Raw genomic sequence first — 18820 nt, 5'->3', positions numbered from 1 at the left:
TATATTCTTTTGGAAGAATATTTTTTTCGTCTAAATAAATATAAAAACAATCTTTTTTTGTTTGTAAATCCCCTAATTCTTTGAAATCAACAATGTCAAAATGAGATAATAATCCCTCAGGTAAAAAGGAAGAAAATATTGAAAAATCCATTTGTTTTTTATTCAAATTTAAGACTTCTCCCCATATTTTTTACGTGAGCCGATAAAAGCTAGCTACCGAAGTAGCGCGGATAGCCTGACAGCATAAAAATAAGGGGCTGTATGGGCGGTTTCAAAATTTAGCCCCTTTTTTTTATGGTGGCTCGCCCTAATTATTTTTTTAAATTGGGATGTTAAAAGTAATTCGTGTTCCTTCGTTTGGAATTGAATTAAAGAAAACGCGACCATTGATGTACTGAATTCTTTCTTTCATGAAGAGTAAGCCCATGCCGGATTCGCTGTTTCGTTTTTTCTCCACTGCGTTTACATCAAACCCTTTTCCGTTATCGTCAATTATAATACTTAAAAGTGTAGCACTATGCGAAAGTTGTACAATGATATGTGAAGAATCGGCGTATTTGATGGCGTTGTTGATGGCTTCTTGTGTGAGTCGATAAATGTTTATCTCGATTAAGGAGTCCAATCTACTGTTGAAATCGGTTTTGTTGTAAAAAAGGATATTTTTTCCGGTAAGTTTAGAAAGTTCTGAAGTTAATTTGGCAAGAGCCGAATTGATTCCGTGATCGCTCAATTCCGGTGGCATTAAGTTGAAAGTAGCGGTGCGAACGCCTTTTATAATGTCGAGTGACAGCTTCTTTAAGTAATCAATTTTTATGGCAGCTTTTTCTTTGTCGTCTAGATTGATGCTTTCGAGACTGAATTTCAGACCAGTAAGCATTTGTCCGATTCCATCGTGAATTTCTCGGGCAATTCGGTTTTGTTCGTTTTCTTGGTTTTCGACAATTTTACTAGAAATTACTTTTTGTTGGTTCAGTTTGTCTGAAATATTAGCTGCATTCAAACGCTCCACTTCTTGCACTGCCTTTTTGCGTTCGGTAATGTCAAAACAGATAATTAAAAGTTCGGACTCGTCTTTTTTAATAGTTACAGGTACCATCGATAAATCCAGCCAAAGTGTTTGATCGTTACGTGTAGTAATATTTAGTTCGCCTTGCCAACCTCTACGGTGGTTTTCAAGAACGATTTGATCGATACTAATTTGTTCTTTTTCGATTGGCGTCAATACTTGTCCAAATTTTTTATCCGAAAGGAATGGGTTGTATTGCAATAGTTTGGAAAATTTTTCTCCTATATGTATTATGGTTCCGTCTGTTGCAATTCGGCAATAGAGTAGGGTATTCTCCATTGCATAATTGAGGGATTTCAATTCTTTTACGGAGTTTTCTTTTGCTTCACTAATAATTTCAGTGTCTTGCGCTAACTTTAATGCTTTCCTTTCGGATGACAAAAGGTTGTGAATGAGTAATTCTATCTTTTTATTCGTGGGTTTAAAAATGAATAAAAATTCAAGCAATAAAACCAATAGGGTGAAAGCAAGAATGGCATATTCAGTATTTCGTTGCAGGGTTACCTTTTCAAACGCTTCTTTTTCATATTCGTTTACAATTTGGTTCATTTTCGAAAGGAAAATAGCTTCGTTTTCGAGTATAGTTTGAACTAATTTTTGATTTTCCTGCTCGTTTTGATTTTGTTTTTTGTTCTCCAAAAAAGAATGGGTAGTCTTAATTATAATGTCAAAATTGGGCTTTAAATTTTCAAAATATTTGGTGAGAATCTGGTTTTTTTCTTTTGGGAACCCCAAACTGGCATTTCCGTTTACCAATGAATAATGATTGGATTCCCATTGAGAAATGGTTTTAAAGATGGTATTTATTTGCTTCTTTTTTTGAAGAGAATCAGTAATGAAATTGAGAATTAAGACTTCTTTTGTCAATTTTTGACTGAGCATTCTTTGCTTTCCTGAGGTGTTGATTATTCTGGAATCGCTAAGCTGCTTGTTGAGATTGTATTGAATAAGCAACTGACTCAAAAGTACGGTTACGGCAATAGTAATTAAGGCGAATAGGTACATTCGCCTTAATTTTATAAAAGAAAGTTTATCAAAAGATACTTTGGATTTTTTTTTCATAAGAAGACCGTAACTTTTTTTGCCACAAATTGCACAAATTTTCACAAATTAGTTTTAAGGAATTAATGTTAATTCGTGTAATCTGTGTTTGTTTTTTGCCACAGATTGAAATGATTAAAAGGATTTTTTTAAGAAATCTGTGAAAATCTGTGCAATCTGTGGCTTTTTTAATTTAGCTGAATTACAATCCCAAAGCGTCTTTTATCAACTGAAGATTTTCTGGTGTGAAGTTTATTTTCAATGCTTCCTGATGCCCTTTGTCGGACATTTTATTCCAAGTATTTTGAATAATGTTTTTCATTTTCTCGGTGTCGTGTTTATGAGCAAAAGCGTCAAAATAAAATTCTAAAAATACTAAACAAATAACATCTTCCAAAAGTTGTGTTTCTTCGTCTTTTTTGAGTAATTTTTTTTCAATCAAGAAGGAAACGCGGTCTATGAAGCTGTCTTCATAACCTGCTTTTGTTAGAATTTCAGCAGTAGTTTTGGCGTGGAATTTTTTTAAATCTTCTCGCCATTTTAAATATCCAACTCGATCCATAGAGTAGGTTTCTCTTGGCATTTTCCAACGGCAAATGTGTTGTGCTTTGGCAGCTATTTGAACGGCCTCCGAAGCAGAAGGGTGAAAGATCATTAGTCTTTCGTACATTCTATCCGAATATAATAATTCTTTGGGATAGGTGATTTCTTGGTATATTTCGTTGTTTGGATCGGCTTCGTTTTCGGCATCAATCCACGCGCTGGCGTTTAAGAATGGGATAGTTTTCATTTAAAATAGTATATATTCAAATATACGTAGATTATTCTAAAAAGCCAACGAATACTTCATCTCCTTCAATTTTTACAGGATAAGTTGCAATTTTATAGTCTTCACCGTTTAGATTGGATCCGTCGACCAATGAAAATGTTTTTTTGTGCATTGGACAAGCAATTTTTGGTACTCCATCTGCAGAACCGGTCATTCCTCTTGACAAAACCATTTCCATTTTGTGCGGACAGGCATTCTGACAAGCGTACCATTCGTTTCTTCTCTCGAAGTTGAATATAGCAATTTGCTTGTTTTTGTATTTGATGCAACCGCCTCTATTGCTTGGGAAATCTTTTATGGTTCCGGCTTTGAACCAAATTTTTACTGCGCTTGCGTTTACGGTTTCGTATTGATTTAAGAGTTCTTCCATGGGATTTTATTTTAATAAATTTTTTTAAAATTGCTATTTCACAGAGATTCACAGAGGAGGCGCAAAGAAACACAGAGATAATAATTAGTAGTTGCTGTCTGTTGTATTTTTCTAAAAAAAAATCTTAGCGAATCTCTGTGTGTACTTCGTGAATCTTTGTGAAATTCATTTTTTACCAAGGTCTCGGCATTTTTTGTTCTCTTAACGGAACAAATGCAATGTTATCATCTTTTTCATCAGTGTTGACAAAGTGGCTGAAACGTTTTAATAATCTAGGTTTTTCCAATACCTGTTTCCATTCGCATTCAAAAGTGCCAACAAGCGATTCCATTTCGGTTTCCAGTGTTTCGCAGATTCCCAATCGATCAAAAATGATGACTTCTTTTAGGTAATCCATTCCGCCTTCGAGTTTGTCCAACCAAGTGGCTGTTCGAACCAATGGCCCTGCAGTACGGATGTAGTACATTAAGAAACGGTCTAAATATTTAATAACAGTGGCTTTGTCAATTTGCTCGGCCAATAAAACAGCGTGTTTTGGATTGGCACCACCGTTTCCGCAGATGTAAAGATTCCAGCCGCCTTCTACGGCGATTAAACCAAAATCTTTTCCTCTAGCTTCGGCACATTCACGAATGCAGGCCGAAACTCCGCCTTTAATTTTGTGAGGGGCACGAATCCCTTTGTAACGATCTTCGAGTTCGATGGCAAAACCGGCGCTATCGTCCATTCCGTAACGGCACCAGGCATTACCCACACAGCTTTTAACAGCTCTTAAAGATTTTCCGTAGGCGTGACCGCTTTCAAAACCATTTTCGATTAATATTTTCCAAATTTTTGGTAAGTCATCTAAGTGAGCACCAAATAAATCCACACGTTGCGCTCCGGTAATTTTAGTGTACAAATCAAATTGTTTTGCTACTTCACCAATTGCGATAAGTTTTTCAGCTGTTATTTCGCCACCAGCAACTCTAGGTACTACAGAATACGTTCCGTTTCTTTGAATATTGGCTAAGAATCGGTCATTGGTATCTTGAGTGGTAACGTGTTTGTTGGCTGTGTCGTTGTAGATACTCGAGAAAATAGAAGCTACAATTGGTTTGCACACTTCACAACCATCACCGTTTCCGTGATGATCGATTACTTCGTAATAATTGGTGTATTTATTGATTTTTACAATATCAAATAATTCTTGTCTAGTGTAATGAAAGTGTTCACAAATAGTGTCTTTAATTTCTTTACCAAGTGATTTTTGAGTGGCTTTTACAATGTCTACCACCATTGGTTTACAACCGCCACAACCCGAAGTTGCTTTGGTTAATTTTACTACATCGGCAAAAGTACTTGCTGTTCCGTCAATAAGTGAACAACAAAGAGCGCCTTTGGTTACGTTTTCACAAGAACAGATTACAGCTGTATCAGGCAAGTCGGCTGCGCTTCCGAGTGTAGATGCTTCGCCACCACGAGAACCTAGAATTAAGTCTTCTGGATTTGCTGGTAAAGCCAGCGCGTTGGCATAAATTTGGAATAATCCATTGTAATCGGATGAATCACCTACAAGTATTCCTCCCAAGAGTGTTTTTCCGTCTTTGGTGACATTGATTCTTTTGTAAATACCGCTGAATTTGTTTTCGTAAACAATGGCAGTAACATTTTCATTTTCGATAAAAGGATCACCAAAACTTGCCACTTCAACTCCAATCAATTTCAATTGAGTAGACATATCGATGGTATCTCTCATTGTTTTGTCTCCATTAAGGATTTGTTCGGCGGCTACATCGGCCATTTCGTAGCCAGGAGCCACAAGCCCGTAAATCATTCCCGTGTATAGTGCTACTTCGCCTATGGCATAGATGTAAGGGTCTGATGTTAGCATTTGATTGTTTACAACAACACCACCACGTTCTCCGACAACTAATCCAGAAACTCTTGCGAGTTCGTCACGCGGTTTAATTCCTGCCGATATAACCAACATATCAACTTTTAACAAATCATCGTTGGCAAACATCATTCCCTTTATGCTTTCTTCACCATCAATATATTGTGTCGCTTTGTTCAGATGGATTCCGATATTTAATTCTTCTATTTTGGATTGCAACATATCGCTCGCACTTTGATCCAATTGTCTTGGCATCAAGCGAGGCGCAAATTCTACTACGTGAGCATTAAGACCCAAGTCACGAACAGCTTTTGCCGCTTCAAGCCCTAATAAACCGCCACCAAGTACAGCAGCTTCGGTAGCTCCATTAGCTCTAATTTTTTTTGCATAACCCATAATTGCATCCAAATCCTCTATGGTTCGGTACACAAAAACACCTTCTTTTTCGACTCCCTTGATTGGAGGGACAAAAGCAGATGATCCCGTAGCCAAAACTAAGTAATCATACGCATGCGTTTTGTCTAAATGCGTAGTTATGGTTTTGTTTGCTGTGTCAATTTTTAAAACTAATTCAGCTGTGTTAAGAATGATATTGTTCTCCTCGTACCAAGCTGTTGTTGATAATGATAAGTCATCCGCGGTCTTTCCTGCAAAGTATTCACTCAAGTGAACGCGATCATACGCACGTCTTGGTTCTTCTCCAAATACTGTAATTTGATACTTTTCTTGCCCAGATTTCGAAATGAATTTCTCGCAAAATTTATAACCTACCATGCCGTTTCCGACTACTATTACATTAATCATAATCTATTAATTAAGTATTACTACGCAAACATACGTATAAATACTTAATTTGTATACTTAATTTTTTATTTTTTTATAAAATAGAATGATTTTTAATAAACAGTAATTCGATTCTGAATAAATAGAGTTGGATTTACTTCGTCAGTTCGCTATTGCTTGTGTGGGCGTGCCCTCGTTGCACAGCATCTTTTGTTTAGCAAGATCAGTAATGTTGCAACGAGGTCAGGCTGTCCGCTATATTCCCGATTAACAAAAACTACGGCAAAAAGGCCTTATTTTTCTAAATCGGGAGATGCTGCTTCCATCCTTCACGCGAGTGACTGCATTTTAACCTAAATTCCGCATTAGAAATCTACTACACCTGAATTCTTCTTAAAAACCAAGAAAGTACTCCTATTTTCAAATTCAAAATACAAAAGTATTACATCTTCAAAAATAGTCCGTGAGCTCTTGCTTTTATTGAATAATTCAGCTTCGTAACGAAGTCTAATGCGGAATTTGGGTTTAAGGGATTTTTGTAGTTTGAAATGTAAGTATTTAAAGAGAAGTTTAGTAGTACGTATTAAGTATACACACTGTATAAGTTATGTTTTAAAGAAAATTGAAATTGCTTATCGTTGGGGAAACTTCTAAGGAAGGAAAAACAATTGACCAAATCAGGAATAGCTTTTGTAAATTCGGTTTTTTGTTCCTAATAAATTTTGATTTCTTGTTGCCAATTTATGGCGTTAAAGTAAAAATATTTAAGTCAGGGTTTTCAAAATCCGTTTCATTTGATTTTACAAAATTTAATTTTGTCAAAAATTTGGTTGAATTCTGATTGTCATAATGAGTAACAGCAAGTATTTTTTGAAACTTCAAAGTCTGAAAAGCATAGTCAATAACTATTTGTGCCGCTTCTTTCATTATTCCTTGTTTTTGAAATTTTGTCATAAGTTCAAACCCGATTTCACCACAATTTTTTATTGAAAAGTCAAATAGGCAAATTGTACCAACAAGAGTTTTGCTGTTTGTTAATGTTATTGCCCAATAAATCGATTCGTTTTTTTTAATAGCATCATTAATCATGTTGATGAAGTTTATGGCGTCTTCAATTGTTTTACACGCTTGTCTGTTAAGATATTTGTTTATTTCTGTATCCGAACGCAAAGTAAAAATAGCTTGTCTGTCTTCGCTAGATAATTGTCTAAGAGTTAGCCTTTCGGTTGTCAAAACTGGGAAAGGTTTGAAGCTTATATTTACCATTTTGTCTTAGTTAAATTTTTCAATATTGTGGGGTATAATAGTCTAACTGCAAAAGTTCTATTGTATAGCTGTTGAGCGATAGTGTTTTTATTTAAGTCCACTAATACACGATTCATAAAGACTATTTAATTTCCTAAAGTTATCATTAGTGGCAATTCCATTCAAACATTGAAAGTACTCATAGTCAATTCTAACTTTTTTTAGGTAATCTATTCCTTGTGCAAATTGTTTTTCTTCCACAGCAATTGTTGCTAATAAAATATATGGGTTTTTATCCATGTCATTCCATTCGTTTTTGCTTTCTTCAATGATTTTATTTAAACTTTTTTTGCTTTCATCAAATCTTTGTGCGTTGAATTCAATATTTGCTTTTTGATAGATATAATCAAAATATCTTTTTGAATTTGGATAATTAGAAATTAATAATTGAAAATTTTCGTATGCTTTTATTATAGAATATTCCCTAATTTCATTAGAATTTTTCATTATTTCACGTTCTTGCGAACTTGGTAATTCAAAACGATTATTATTTTCCCAAGCAATTAAATATGCATTTGCTTTTTTATATATTTCGTTTTCAAAATAATTCTCATTTTGTCCAAAAGAAACAATTGAAAACAAAAACAGAATTGAAAAAAATATTCTTTTCATAGCTTTTGATTTTGTAATTCTAACTAACGTTTTTTAGACTTTTTATACCCCCGATCTTTGATTTCGAAAGCTTTGTAATACGACTTCGTGCTTTTTTTTAACATTCTTGTAATATTTAAAACCGAATAAAAATTCCCCTACTTTTTGAGAGAACTTATTTTACAAGTACAAAACCAACTTTAAATTAAGTCAAAAGTCTATATATTGCCAAACGACAGTTAGCCACTGTTTTTTATTTTTCAGTCGATTTTGGTTTCTTTTTAAATGTTAGATAAAGTACTGCCATAAAGGTAATTAGGTAAATAATGCCCAACGCGGTGTTTTTAAATGTAAATGTTTCAAAATCAAATTCCTTTAACAAAGCCAATCCAATCGGAAATGAAAGTATTGCAAAAAAAAAGTTGAAGCCAATTTTATTTTTCATATCAATTAATGTTTATTTATTAAATCTATTATTGTTCCAATAAGAATAGGAATAATCCAAAAAGTAATCATTCCTAAAATGTATGCAGATAATGCTTTTAAGTAACTCTTTATTTTTTTCTTGTCATAAAATTGTCCGATTGCCCAGACACAATATCCAACTCCTATGATACCAGCAATTGTCATCATCTTAAAGTGTGTCAATCCCTCTATGATTACAAATACAGAAAAAATCAACATTCCCATTCCCATAACAAAACAAAGCATTATCAGAATTTCATAAAAATTGTAGTTGTATTTTCTAAAAAATAGTTTCAACCAAAAAGCGATAAAGATTCCCATCATAATATTTGCATAGCCGTAATGGTCTTGCACCCATTTTACTATAGAAGTAACAGAACTTGAGTTTTCTCCATTAGCTTCGTGATATTTTACATAGCCGTCTTCGATATGAAAAAAGTGGTTTAAAATTGAATAAATCAAAGAAGTTATGATAATGAATAGGATAGGTTTTACTAGTCTGGTTCTGTTTTCCGAAAGATATTTTTGTGTGTTTTGTCCTGGATTTGTTGAGAGTTCACGTATTGTGTATAAAATACCACGTTCAAAATGCAGAACATGTTCAACTTCGTGAACAATGTAATGTCTGTCTATTCGTTTTAGTTGTTTTGGTTGCCCGCAGTTTGGGCAGTAATTTAAATTTAATTCGGTATTGCAGTTTTTACAGTTCATATATTTTATTAAATAGTATTCATTTTGATGTTTGCAGTCTGTTTTGTTAAAATAATCAATAACGTTCTGGTATTATAGCGGTTTTTGGATTAAATTAAAGCCTAATATCGGATTTGCTACCCGAGTGATAGCGAACAGGCGAAGCAAATCATCCAAATACAAAACCAATTTTAAATTAAGCCTAAAACCCAAATTGCTTGTAGCGAGTGTTGTCAGATGTATTTATTTTCCATTTTCAATGAATTGTAAAGCGCGATCTAAAACCTCGTCTTTCCCTTGCTGAATACCAAGTATAGTTGGTTTTACTTCAATATCAGGAATGATTCCGATTCTTTGTGTTTGACGTTTGTCAGGATAGTATACTCCAATTCCTGAAAATTGTGTAAAAAAGGCTTTAATAATATCAAAACGACTTACATTTCCATCTGCGCCACCGGTTTGACTACCAATAACAGTTGTATCATCAGCGGTTTGAAAGCTCATTGTCATTTCTTCTGATTGGCTTACAGATTCCCCATCAACCAATACAACGACCTTACCTTTGTAGTTATTTTTATTTTCATAACCGCAAGGTCGTGGCCCTATCCATTTGAATCTTCCGATGTAAGTAGAATCTGGTTTTGTAAACAAAATATCTTTTCTTTCTTTAGAATTCAAAAAATTAGATATATCTTGACCTGTTCCATTTGGATAATTTCTAATATCAAAAACAATTGCTTTAGCAACATTGAGTTTTTCGATCATAACAGGAATATCTTTAATTTCTAGAGTACCCATATTGACATAACCAATATTGTTTTCTAGCATTTTGAATTTTTCCTCTTGCTTTACTTTTTTATCCTCGTTTTTGTTTACAGTTTGATAATCATACCTATTTACAGTTCTTATGATGGTTTTTCCTTCCTTAAGAAATTCTAATTTAACGGTGTCTGAATATCCATAAAGACCAAATCTCATCAAAATACTAAGATATGAAGCTTCATTCGACCCATTAATTAAATTCCTATTTTCTGCAATAAAATCTTTAATTGTTTTATCGTCGAATTTTGTAATGACGTCCCCAACTTTTATATCATCTACTTTTGCAAGTTCATCTGATTTAATTTCAGTAACAATCATTTTTTCATCAATTATTTTACATTTAAAAGGGAAGAAATACTTTTGTTTCCCACCATATTTATAAAATACAGCATGACTATCATTAAGTTTAACCGTTAATTTCTGGAATGCTGTATAGAAAGCGTCTTCATCTTTGGCTTCGATGAAAGCGGGTAATATCTCGTCTAAAGTTTTATCCCATTTTTGATCCATCAGATATTTGTCGGGAAAGAAGTATTCTATCACATTCCAATATGTAAATAAGGCTAGAATTCTTGAATTTTTTTCATTATAATTAAGTTTGTAAAAATTCTCATTTTTCAATATAACATTTCCACCTCTGCCAAATGTCACGTAATGTTGCTCTCCTTGGAATCTGTTATTTTCTATAAATTTTAACTTCTTCGAAAGAACTGTAGAAAACAATTTATCGTTGTTAATCCAAGATAAATCGAAGTTTTTATCGAAATATTCTACGTCTTTTGGCAGAGCGATTGGTGCAATATCCTTTACTTCACCCAGAGAATCAACCCAGTTTTGTAGAACTAATGAAAATTCTTCTTTGGTATTTGCCTGTTCAACTTTAGGCAAAACATCAAAAAGCTGTTCATTCCAGTCAAATTTACCGCTGGCAACTTGGGAATGATAATATTTTAAATACCCCCAGACTTTGCAGGTTGCAGAAAGTTTATGGGTTTCAGAAAGTTTGTTTTGTGCAAAGATGGCTTGCGAAAGAATTAAAAGGAACAGTAATGTAATTTTTTTCATTTATATTTTAATTATGTTAGTTTCTGACTTTTTGTGGCAATATATCTGCCAAGGTCCCCGTGCTAAAAGCTGTTTATTGCTAAATTAAGTCCAATTTTCGTATTAACCAAATTCTCACAAATACAAACTATTTTTCAAATTAAACCAAATGCCCAAATCTTTTTGGAGCATGTGTTAGCGGTACATTGTTCTTTTCGTTCATTAGGAATTAATTTTTTTTAAAATAAATTTAAATTTAGATAATGTCTTTGAACCCCAAAGGAAAATCACAATAATAGCCATAATCGCAATTACAGAATAATGAATATATGGATAGTCAACCAATGGGTTGTGTATTTCATCTTTCGGAAACATAGGTCTTCCTAAATTCATCATAGTATGAAACATTATACAGGCGAATAAGCTATTTTGTGTGTTATTAAAAATCCAAACTATCAAAACTCTAACTGCAACTGTGCCTAGCGTTGCCCAGAATATCCAATAAAAATTATGTCCTTGTTGAATTATAGACGGGTAATGCCATACAGCCCAAGGGATGCCTATCAAAATACTTGCCCCTAATGCACCAAACTTTTTTTGCATGGGTTCAATAGCATAACCCATGTAGCCAGATTCTTCACAAACAGCACCAATAAAAAATAAAACAAAAAGAAAAGGTATGGATTTATAAGGAATTTGTAAATTATTTGCAAGAGGTAGTCCGAACAGGTAAATACTTGAGTAAATTAAAAAATAAATTAATAGTGGGAGAAAAATTATAGGTAGATACCAACTCTTTTTTGTAATTCTTTCAAAATCAAAAATTCGTTTAAACAATTTATAGACACCACTTTTACCTTCCTCTTTCATAATAAGAGTACAGGCTACAATTAATGGTATGAAAGTGGTTATAATATCAACTATAGAAAAATTTAACGATGATGAGCGTTTTGAATCAATCTCTAAATCAATAATCCAAAATGGAATTGAAAGTCCAAAAACGAGTGAGAAAAATACAAGAGGTGATTTTTCTTTCAATAAGAGTTTGGCATTGTAATCTTTTAAGTGTCTCAAGGGTAAAAATTGTTTATTGTTTAATTTTTGTTGAGTATTACTATACAATGAGCGTTAACTAAGTCCTGCTTGTAGTCGATGGTCTGTGGTGAAAACCCTTAATATTTCGGTTTATCACTTTATTTCCAAATACAAAACAAACATGCCATTATACCTAATGCCATATTATTGCTTACTGGCCAATACCAGTAGTATTTTATTTCCATTCAGTTTCTGTTCCTATTTTGGTTAATTTTGAATATAGAGCACTTAATCCATAAGTACCGCTTAATCCGTAATCTTTAATTTTTTTAATTGAACCATCTTCATAAAAAATGTCAAGAGTTGCTGTAGAAGCATCAGTGTAATTAACTTCGTAGTAATCGTTTAATTTCTTAATTTCGATGTAATTTAGCAAGTCAAATATTTCGCCAACACATTTTAGATCCAACTGCTTTATTGATTTTCCGTTAAATTTAGTAAACCCAATTCCATCAAACTCAGCTAGACCATTTTTGTCTATTATAAGTTTAAAGACAGGACAAGTTCCAAAGCAGTAATCTGTTTTAATCTCTATTGATTTAATTTTATTATCAATGATTACTTTGTCGTTAAGTTCAATAAAAGAATCAAACTTGTATGTTAAAGTGTCTATTTTGATATATTTTTCAATATCATCATCAAAATCAAATGGCAAATTCACTTTTCGAATTCGTAATTCATTTTTATCTTGAACTTTTATTGGTTTAATATATTCGCATTCATCAAATTTAATGATGTTTCTAATTATTTTGAATTCATTTTTTCCTTTATCAATTATTACATTTTGTGTGTAACCATAAAAGTGAGAAATGAATATCAAATCTGTTAGTCCGTCATTGTTAATGTCAATTTTTTGCCAATTTGTAATTTCATCTATTTTGAATATTTCTTTACATTTTAATTGACTATGAATAGAGTCTGTAGAATTAATGTCAAATATTCCATATTTAAAGTCTTTATCTCTTATAATTCCATATTCTGGATAAACAGTTTTTACAAACTCAATAACATCTTTTGTTGTTTTAAGATTGTCAATTTTATTTCCAAAAATTATATTTGAAAATATAAAAGTTAATATAATAGTGAGTTTTCTCATAATATTGCTGGTAAAGTCCCGCTATTTCTGTGGGTTGGGCACTAAATAAATCATTCTTCGGATTTGCCAAATCTTCCAAATACAAAACCAATTTTAAATTAAGCCTATTGCCCAAATTACTTGTAGCGTATGTTAGTGTCAGTTTTTAGTTTCTATCAAACGTTTTCGGTATTATATTTTTATCGTTTTCTCCACTAAATGTCCAAGAAATAATATACCAACGATTATTTTCAAAGATTAATTGAATACTATTTATTCCTCTTCTTTCAACTTTTCCATCTTTGACTAATCTTGTTTCATAAGTACTCCAAACGTTTGCAATATTACCAAAAATTCTAACTTCTCGATTAACTTCGCTTTCGTAAAATGCTGTTCCAAATACCATTTCATCAGTTTCTTTATGAAATTCTTCCAATGTCATAGTCGCTTGTTTTTTCTGCTCTCCGTCAAAGTATGAATAAATAGCTTTTGAATGATGTAAATAATTATCTCTCTCCCATTGTCTTTTTGTACCTTTTTCTCCCGATACAACCTCGTAACTAGCTATTATTAAAGCGTCTATTGTTTTTACATCATTTTCAAAAAGATTGTTTTGTGCGTTTAGATTGTTTGTCATCGCTGTTGCTATTAGTGTTAAGCAAAATAATAAATGTTTCATATTGTATTTTTTCACAAAGCAACTCTCTTATTTACTAAGATAAAAATGAATTATATAGTTTGCTTTAATTTTTATGTAATTTATCAAAGTTCTTATTTATAGTAACAATTTGTCTATACTTTTTAATAAACAGTCTTTATAACTTTTTGCTATTGTGATTTTATGTTCACCAATAATTAATTGATTATCTTCTATATATTCCACATTTTTCAAGTTCACAATGTTTGAATTATGTACTCTCATAAATTCATCAGGTAAGTTGTCAATAAGCTCTTTTAAAGTTTTGTAATAGATATATTTTTTATTGTTCTTTGTAAATACCTCAACATAATTTCCTAACCCTTTAAAAAATAAAATGTCATCAAAATTTAATTTTATTAATTTTCTGTCAGATTTAATGAATGTATAATTTCTTTCTGTCATTTTTGAGGGTTCTGAAAATTGCCACTAACGTTTAGTCGCTTGGCTATGTGGCGGACTAAGGAAGCCTAATCTTTCGGTTAACGACTAATTTTTTAAGTACAATACCATCTTTAAATTAAGCCAAATTCCGCCATATTGCCAAACGACGGTTGTGCGTTCTGTTTATACTTCAACTACTTTTGTTTCGGAGTTTATATAATTATTCTTAATCTTAGATAATATTTCTCCAAAATTATTATAATTATCTTCAAGCTCGCCAGGATAAAAATTTGTCCAACGATTATGTTTTCTGTCAAATTCTATACTTTCAGCTAATTGTTTTTCCCTTCTATCTTGACTTGGTATAATTATTTTATTTACTACTTTACTTTTTAAATTAAAGGATATTTTATTTAAATCTTCAACATTATATCCAGCGTTACAAATTAATATTTTTTCGGCTCTTTTATCAATTTCACTAATTAAATGATTTATTCTAACATCATTATTATCTTTTAATAAGTCGTATCCTTTTTCTTTTAATATTTCCCAAGCGTTAATAATAACAAATTCATCAAAATCTGAACTATTTAAATCTTTTTTTTCAATACCAATTGTTAAGTAAACTTCATTCATTTTTTATGATTTTAATTTCGCAAAACTGACGCACAACTAGCATATATCTCTTATCCCTGACCTTAAAAAGACCCAGGATCATTTTATTTTGGTTTGACAAAACACATAGTTTAATCAAAACCAAATATACTTATTAATACTTACAAAATATCTATAGAGTATATTATTTATTGGATGTTTTGGTACGTACGGGAGAGCCTGATTGAATACAACTTTGAAATTAAAGTGGTAAAATTTTGTAGCAACTGTTCTTATGAAGACTGATGCCCTAGCCCTTATGGAAGGGAAAATCCTTTTTTTTAGGCTATTTTTTTAGCCTAAAAAAAGATTGTAACCCAGATAGCTATCGGGCAATGTCATTAAGGGTTTCTCACTACTCTTTTTCAAAATATAACTCTCGCAAAGACGTAAAGACGCCAAGAAATCGACTCTTAACTTTTGCGCCTTTGCGTCTTGGTGAGAAAAAACAAAGCTTAACTTAATGATATTGAGATATCTGGGGTAGGATTCTGCTCCTGATTATTTGGAAAACTCCCCAATGTGCCAGAGGATTCCCGATGGGTCATGAATAAAGCATTCTTTGCCCCAATCCATTTCGCGAACGGGGACTAATTTTACACTTGTGTATTTTTCGGTCAAGTTTAATTTTGTGAGTGCTTCCCAATACCTATTGACATCTTCGACTTCTAGAAAAAGCATCGTATTGTCTATCCAATCTTTGACATTGGCATCTTGTAAATAAAAGCCAATTCCATCGGTTTCGAAATACGAGAAATTGGGTGCTAGAATACTTTCCCTAAAACCCAAATCCTGATAAAAGCTACGGGAAATCTGAAAGTTTGTGGATCCAATAAAGGGACGAATTGATTTGGCTTTGTGTTCCATGGATTTTTTTGAGTTGCTAAGAAGCTAAGTTTCTAATTTGAAAAATATTTATTTTATAAACTCGTTGGGTGAAATTATTTTTTACCACATAGAAACATAGAATTTATAGTTTTTAAAAGAAAGAAATAGACGTTTTACTATTCACATAGCTATTCTATTTATTCTTTACTTATTTGGTATTAATCTATGATTCTATGTGGTTAAATTTTTATTTTATTTGAATTTCATCCAACGGGTTGTTATAATTAAAAGTAAATGTATTAATTCTCTATTCAAAACTTAGAATCTTAGTTTCTTAGGATCTTATTTATTGATTCTCTTTTACTCGAACGGCTACAATTCGTTCGATGAGGTCGTAAGGTAGGGGTTGGTTAATGGGGAATTGTACCGAGCCTTTTCCTTGTTTGTACTTCGAAAGTTCATTGGCAAACTTGGCATGTCCGGTTGGAGTGGCGTAGAATCCGATGTGGTTTTTAAAACTTGCAAAATAGACTAGCGGTTTTCCATTTGTTTTGTAAGCGGGCATTCCGTAGGATATACTTTCAATGGCTTCGAGGGCTTTGTTCTTAATAGCTGCACGAACATTTTTCAAAAGGATTTGAATGTCTTTTGGGAAAGTAGATATGTAATCTTCTACGGTTTTAATATCTGTTTTCATGGGTCAACTTATAATTGGTTTGTTGTAGCTATTTCTACTTTTTTAGTTCTGATTTTTTTTAGTTTTAATTTTTTCTGTAAACGAAAATACAACTAAAAAAAGATATTTCAGTCAAGTAAAGAACTATTCTAAATTACGGTTTTCGACTGTAGTTATAGAATTTATCTATTGAAAAAATAATTTAGATAAGGAATAATTTGATAAATTCGTAAGTAAGTTTTTAAAAATCATCATGTTATGGAAAATAATGAAAATCAAAGCACAACGACTGCTAACGGAGAAGCTAAATGTCCGTTTTCAGGAGGCAGTTCAAAACAAAGTGCCGGATCTGGCCCAAAAAACAGTGACTGGTGGCCCAATCAGTTAAAACTAGGTATTCTTCGTCAACACTCTTCATTGTCCAACCCAATGGGAGAAGAGTTTGACTATGCTGCGGCTTTCAATAGCCTTGATCTCGCTGCGGTGAAGAAAGATCTTTTCGATTTAATGACCGACTCTCAAGATTGGTGGCCGGCAGATTATGGCCATTATGGGCCGTTTTTTATTCGGATGGCATGGCACAGCGCCGGCACGTATCGTATTGCCGATGGACGTGGAGGCGCGGGAGCTGGTACGCAACGATTTGCACCACTCAACAGTTGGCCAGATAATGTGAACCTTGATAAGGCTCGTTTGCTGTTATGGCCTATTAAACAAAAATACGGTAAGAAGATTTCATGGGCCGATTTAATGATTCTTACAGGGAACTGTGCGCTAGAATCAATGGGTTTTAAGACTTTTGGTTTTGCTGGCGGTCGCGCGGATGTTTGGGAACCCAATGAAGATATTTATTGGGGATCCGAGGGGAAATGGTTGGACGACAAACGCTATTCGGGTGATCGTGAATTGGAGAATCCTTTGGCGGCTGTACAAATGGGTCTTATTTACGTGAATCCAGAAGGGCCAAACGGTAATCCAGATCCGCTTTTATCCGCTCGTGACATTCGGGAGACTTTTGCCCGTATGGCTATGAATGACGAAGAAACGGTGGCCCTTATTGCAGGGGGACACACTTTTGGTAAAACCCACGGTGCTGCAGATCCAAATGAATATGTTGGTCCAGAACCCGCTGCTGCTGGAATTGAGGAGCAAGGTTTGGGTTGGAAAAATACTTTTGGTACTGGAAATGGAGAATATACTATTGGTAGTGGGCTTGAAGGTGCTTGGACAACTACACCCAATAAGTGGAGTAATAACTATTTTGAAAACTTATTTAAATTCGAATGGGAATTATCGAAAAGTCCAGCCGGTGCACATCAATGGAAACCCAAAGACGGAGCCGGTGCGGGAACGGTGCCCGATGCTCATAACCCTTCAAAAAGTCACGCACCAACGATGCTTACCGCGGACCTTGCCTTAAGAGCCGATCCTATTTATGAAAAAATTTCAAGACACTTTCTTGAAAATCCAAATGAATTTGCTGATGTTTTTGCTCGGGCTTGGTTCAAGTTAACACATCGTGATATGGGACCTATCGCACGTTATCTAGGTTCAGAAGTACCTAAAGAAGAACTGATTTGGCAAGATCCCATTCCTGCTGTAACACATCCATTAATTGATTATAATGATATTAATGATTTGAAAACTAAAATACTTGCTTCAGGATTATCTGCATCTCAATTGGTATCTACAGCTTGGGCTTCGGCATCAACATTCCGTGGATCTGATAAACGAGGTGGTGCCAATGGTTCGCGTATTCGTCTTGCTCCACAAAAGGACTGGAAGGTTAATAATCCAACTCAACTTTCGACTGTACTATCAACTCTTGAAGGAATTCAAGCCACTTTCAATAGTAACCAATCTGGCGGAAAACAAGTTTCACTAGCCGATTTAATCGTTTTAGCAGGAGGTGTAGGAATTGAGAAAGCAGCTCAACAAGCGGGACAAAATAGCACCGTTCCCTTTACACCGGGAAGAGCCGATACTTCTCAGGAAAAAACAGATGTGGAGTCTTTTGCCGTTCTTGAACCAGAGGCTGATGGATTTCGAAATTATATGAAAACCCAATACACGACTTCGGCAGAGGAAATGCTAATTGATAAAGCACAACTCTTAACACTAACAGTACCTGAGTTGACTGTACTGGTAGGTGGCTTACGTGTTTTGAATGCTAATTTTGATCAATCTAAACATGGAGTATTTACAAATCGTCCTGAGACATTGACAAATGATTTCTTTGTTAATTTGCTTGATTTTGGTACAATTTGGAAAGCTTCTTCCAATTCAAAAGAAGTTTTTGAAGGTCGTGATCGTAAGTCAGGGGCATTGAAATGGACAGGAACTCGCGTCGATCTTATCTTTGGTTCCAATTCAGAGCTTCGCGCTATCGCTGAGGTGTATGGATGTGCCGATTCGCAAGAGAAATTTACAAAAGACTTTGTTGCCGCTTGGAACAAAGTCATGAATTTGGATCGTTTCGATTTAAATTAAAAAGATAATTTTATAAAAGTAAAAAGGTGATCTAGAAAC

17 protein-coding genes are annotated in these 18820 nt (G+C 33.5%); 1 reads left to right on the top strand and 16 read right to left on the bottom strand.

Going from position 1 to position 18820, the window contains the following annotated elements; all coding sequences use genetic code 11:
• Nucleotides 1-319: 319 nt before the first annotated feature.
• From AC8GF4_RS04450 to AC8GF4_RS04375, 16 genes are all read right to left on the bottom strand, one after another.
• Nucleotides 320-2128, bottom strand: a complete 1809-nt coding sequence (locus AC8GF4_RS04450; RefSeq protein WP_506592993.1) for a sensor histidine kinase — start codon at nt 2126-2128, stop codon at nt 320-322.
• 181 nt (nt 2129-2309) lie between these two features.
• The gene (locus AC8GF4_RS04445) at nt 2310-2897 is read right to left on the bottom strand and encodes a DUF4202 domain-containing protein (protein ID WP_506592991.1); all 588 of its coding nucleotides are present in this window, start codon (nt 2895-2897) and stop codon (nt 2310-2312) included.
• Between the two features lie 31 nt (nt 2898-2928).
• A complete protein-coding gene (gene nirD / locus AC8GF4_RS04440; RefSeq protein ID WP_506592990.1) occupies nt 2929-3306 on the bottom strand; it encodes a nitrite reductase small subunit NirD in 378 nt (125 codons plus the stop codon).
• 172 nt (nt 3307-3478) lie between these two features.
• On the bottom strand, nt 3479-5986 hold the full coding sequence (gene nirB / locus AC8GF4_RS04435; protein ID WP_506592989.1) for a nitrite reductase large subunit NirB: 2508 nt from the start codon (nt 5984-5986) through the stop codon (nt 3479-3481).
• A 720-nt stretch (nt 5987-6706) separates the two neighbouring features.
• A complete protein-coding gene (locus tag AC8GF4_RS04430; RefSeq protein ID WP_506592988.1) occupies nt 6707-7231 on the bottom strand; it encodes a GNAT family N-acetyltransferase in 525 nt (174 codons plus the stop codon).
• An 87-nt stretch (nt 7232-7318) separates the two neighbouring features.
• Nucleotides 7319-7882, bottom strand: a complete 564-nt coding sequence (locus AC8GF4_RS04425) for a tetratricopeptide repeat protein (RefSeq protein ID WP_506592987.1) — start codon at nt 7880-7882, stop codon at nt 7319-7321.
• Between the two features lie 232 nt (nt 7883-8114).
• Entirely contained in the window at nt 8115-8306 is a 192-nt protein-coding gene (locus tag AC8GF4_RS04420; RefSeq protein ID WP_506592986.1) for a hypothetical protein, read from the bottom strand.
• A 5-nt stretch (nt 8307-8311) separates the two neighbouring features.
• The gene (locus AC8GF4_RS04415) at nt 8312-9037 is read right to left on the bottom strand and encodes a DUF3667 domain-containing protein (protein ID WP_506592985.1); all 726 of its coding nucleotides are present in this window, start codon (nt 9035-9037) and stop codon (nt 8312-8314) included.
• Nucleotides 9038-9259: 222 nt separating this feature from the next.
• Nucleotides 9260-10903 (bottom strand): S41 family peptidase, encoded by a 1644-nt coding sequence (locus tag AC8GF4_RS04410; protein ID WP_506592984.1) that lies wholly within the window; start codon nt 10901-10903, stop codon nt 9260-9262.
• A gap of 201 nt (nt 10904-11104) precedes the next feature.
• Nucleotides 11105-11956, bottom strand: coding sequence for a CPBP family intramembrane glutamic endopeptidase (locus AC8GF4_RS04405; protein ID WP_506592983.1), 852 nt, complete (start codon nt 11954-11956; stop codon nt 11105-11107).
• A 196-nt stretch (nt 11957-12152) separates the two neighbouring features.
• On the bottom strand, nt 12153-13073 hold the full coding sequence (locus tag AC8GF4_RS04400) for a DUF6438 domain-containing protein (protein ID WP_506592982.1): 921 nt from the start codon (nt 13071-13073) through the stop codon (nt 12153-12155).
• Nucleotides 13074-13218: 145 nt separating this feature from the next.
• Nucleotides 13219-13731, bottom strand: coding sequence for a hypothetical protein (locus tag AC8GF4_RS04395; protein ID WP_506592981.1), 513 nt, complete (start codon nt 13729-13731; stop codon nt 13219-13221).
• Between the two features lie 96 nt (nt 13732-13827).
• A complete protein-coding gene (locus AC8GF4_RS04390; RefSeq protein ID WP_506592979.1) occupies nt 13828-14154 on the bottom strand; it encodes a LytR/AlgR family response regulator transcription factor in 327 nt (108 codons plus the stop codon).
• 162 nt (nt 14155-14316) lie between these two features.
• Nucleotides 14317-14769, bottom strand: a complete 453-nt coding sequence (locus tag AC8GF4_RS04385; RefSeq protein ID WP_506592977.1) for a hypothetical protein — start codon at nt 14767-14769, stop codon at nt 14317-14319.
• A gap of 519 nt (nt 14770-15288) precedes the next feature.
• A complete protein-coding gene (locus tag AC8GF4_RS04380) occupies nt 15289-15654 on the bottom strand; it encodes a VOC family protein (RefSeq protein ID WP_506592975.1) in 366 nt (121 codons plus the stop codon).
• Nucleotides 15655-15961: 307 nt separating this feature from the next.
• Nucleotides 15962-16312 carry an iron chaperone gene (locus AC8GF4_RS04375; RefSeq protein ID WP_506592973.1) on the bottom strand — a complete coding sequence of 117 codons (351 nt, stop codon included), beginning with the start codon at nt 16310-16312 and terminating at the stop codon, nt 15962-15964.
• A gap of 237 nt (nt 16313-16549) precedes the next feature.
• Between AC8GF4_RS04375 and katG the strand changes: the two genes are divergently transcribed.
• On the top strand, nt 16550-18781 hold the full coding sequence (gene katG, locus AC8GF4_RS04370; protein WP_506592972.1) for a catalase/peroxidase HPI: 2232 nt from the start codon (nt 16550-16552) through the stop codon (nt 18779-18781).
• Nucleotides 18782-18820 lie beyond the last annotated feature (39 nt).

The organism is Flavobacterium rarum (SeqCode) (genome assembly GCF_965234445.1).
Classification (GTDB): domain Bacteria; phylum Bacteroidota; class Bacteroidia; order Flavobacteriales; family Flavobacteriaceae; genus Flavobacterium; species Flavobacterium rarum.
Note: the sequence above shows the minus strand (reverse complement) of the source record. Positions and strands in the feature narration are given on the sequence as shown.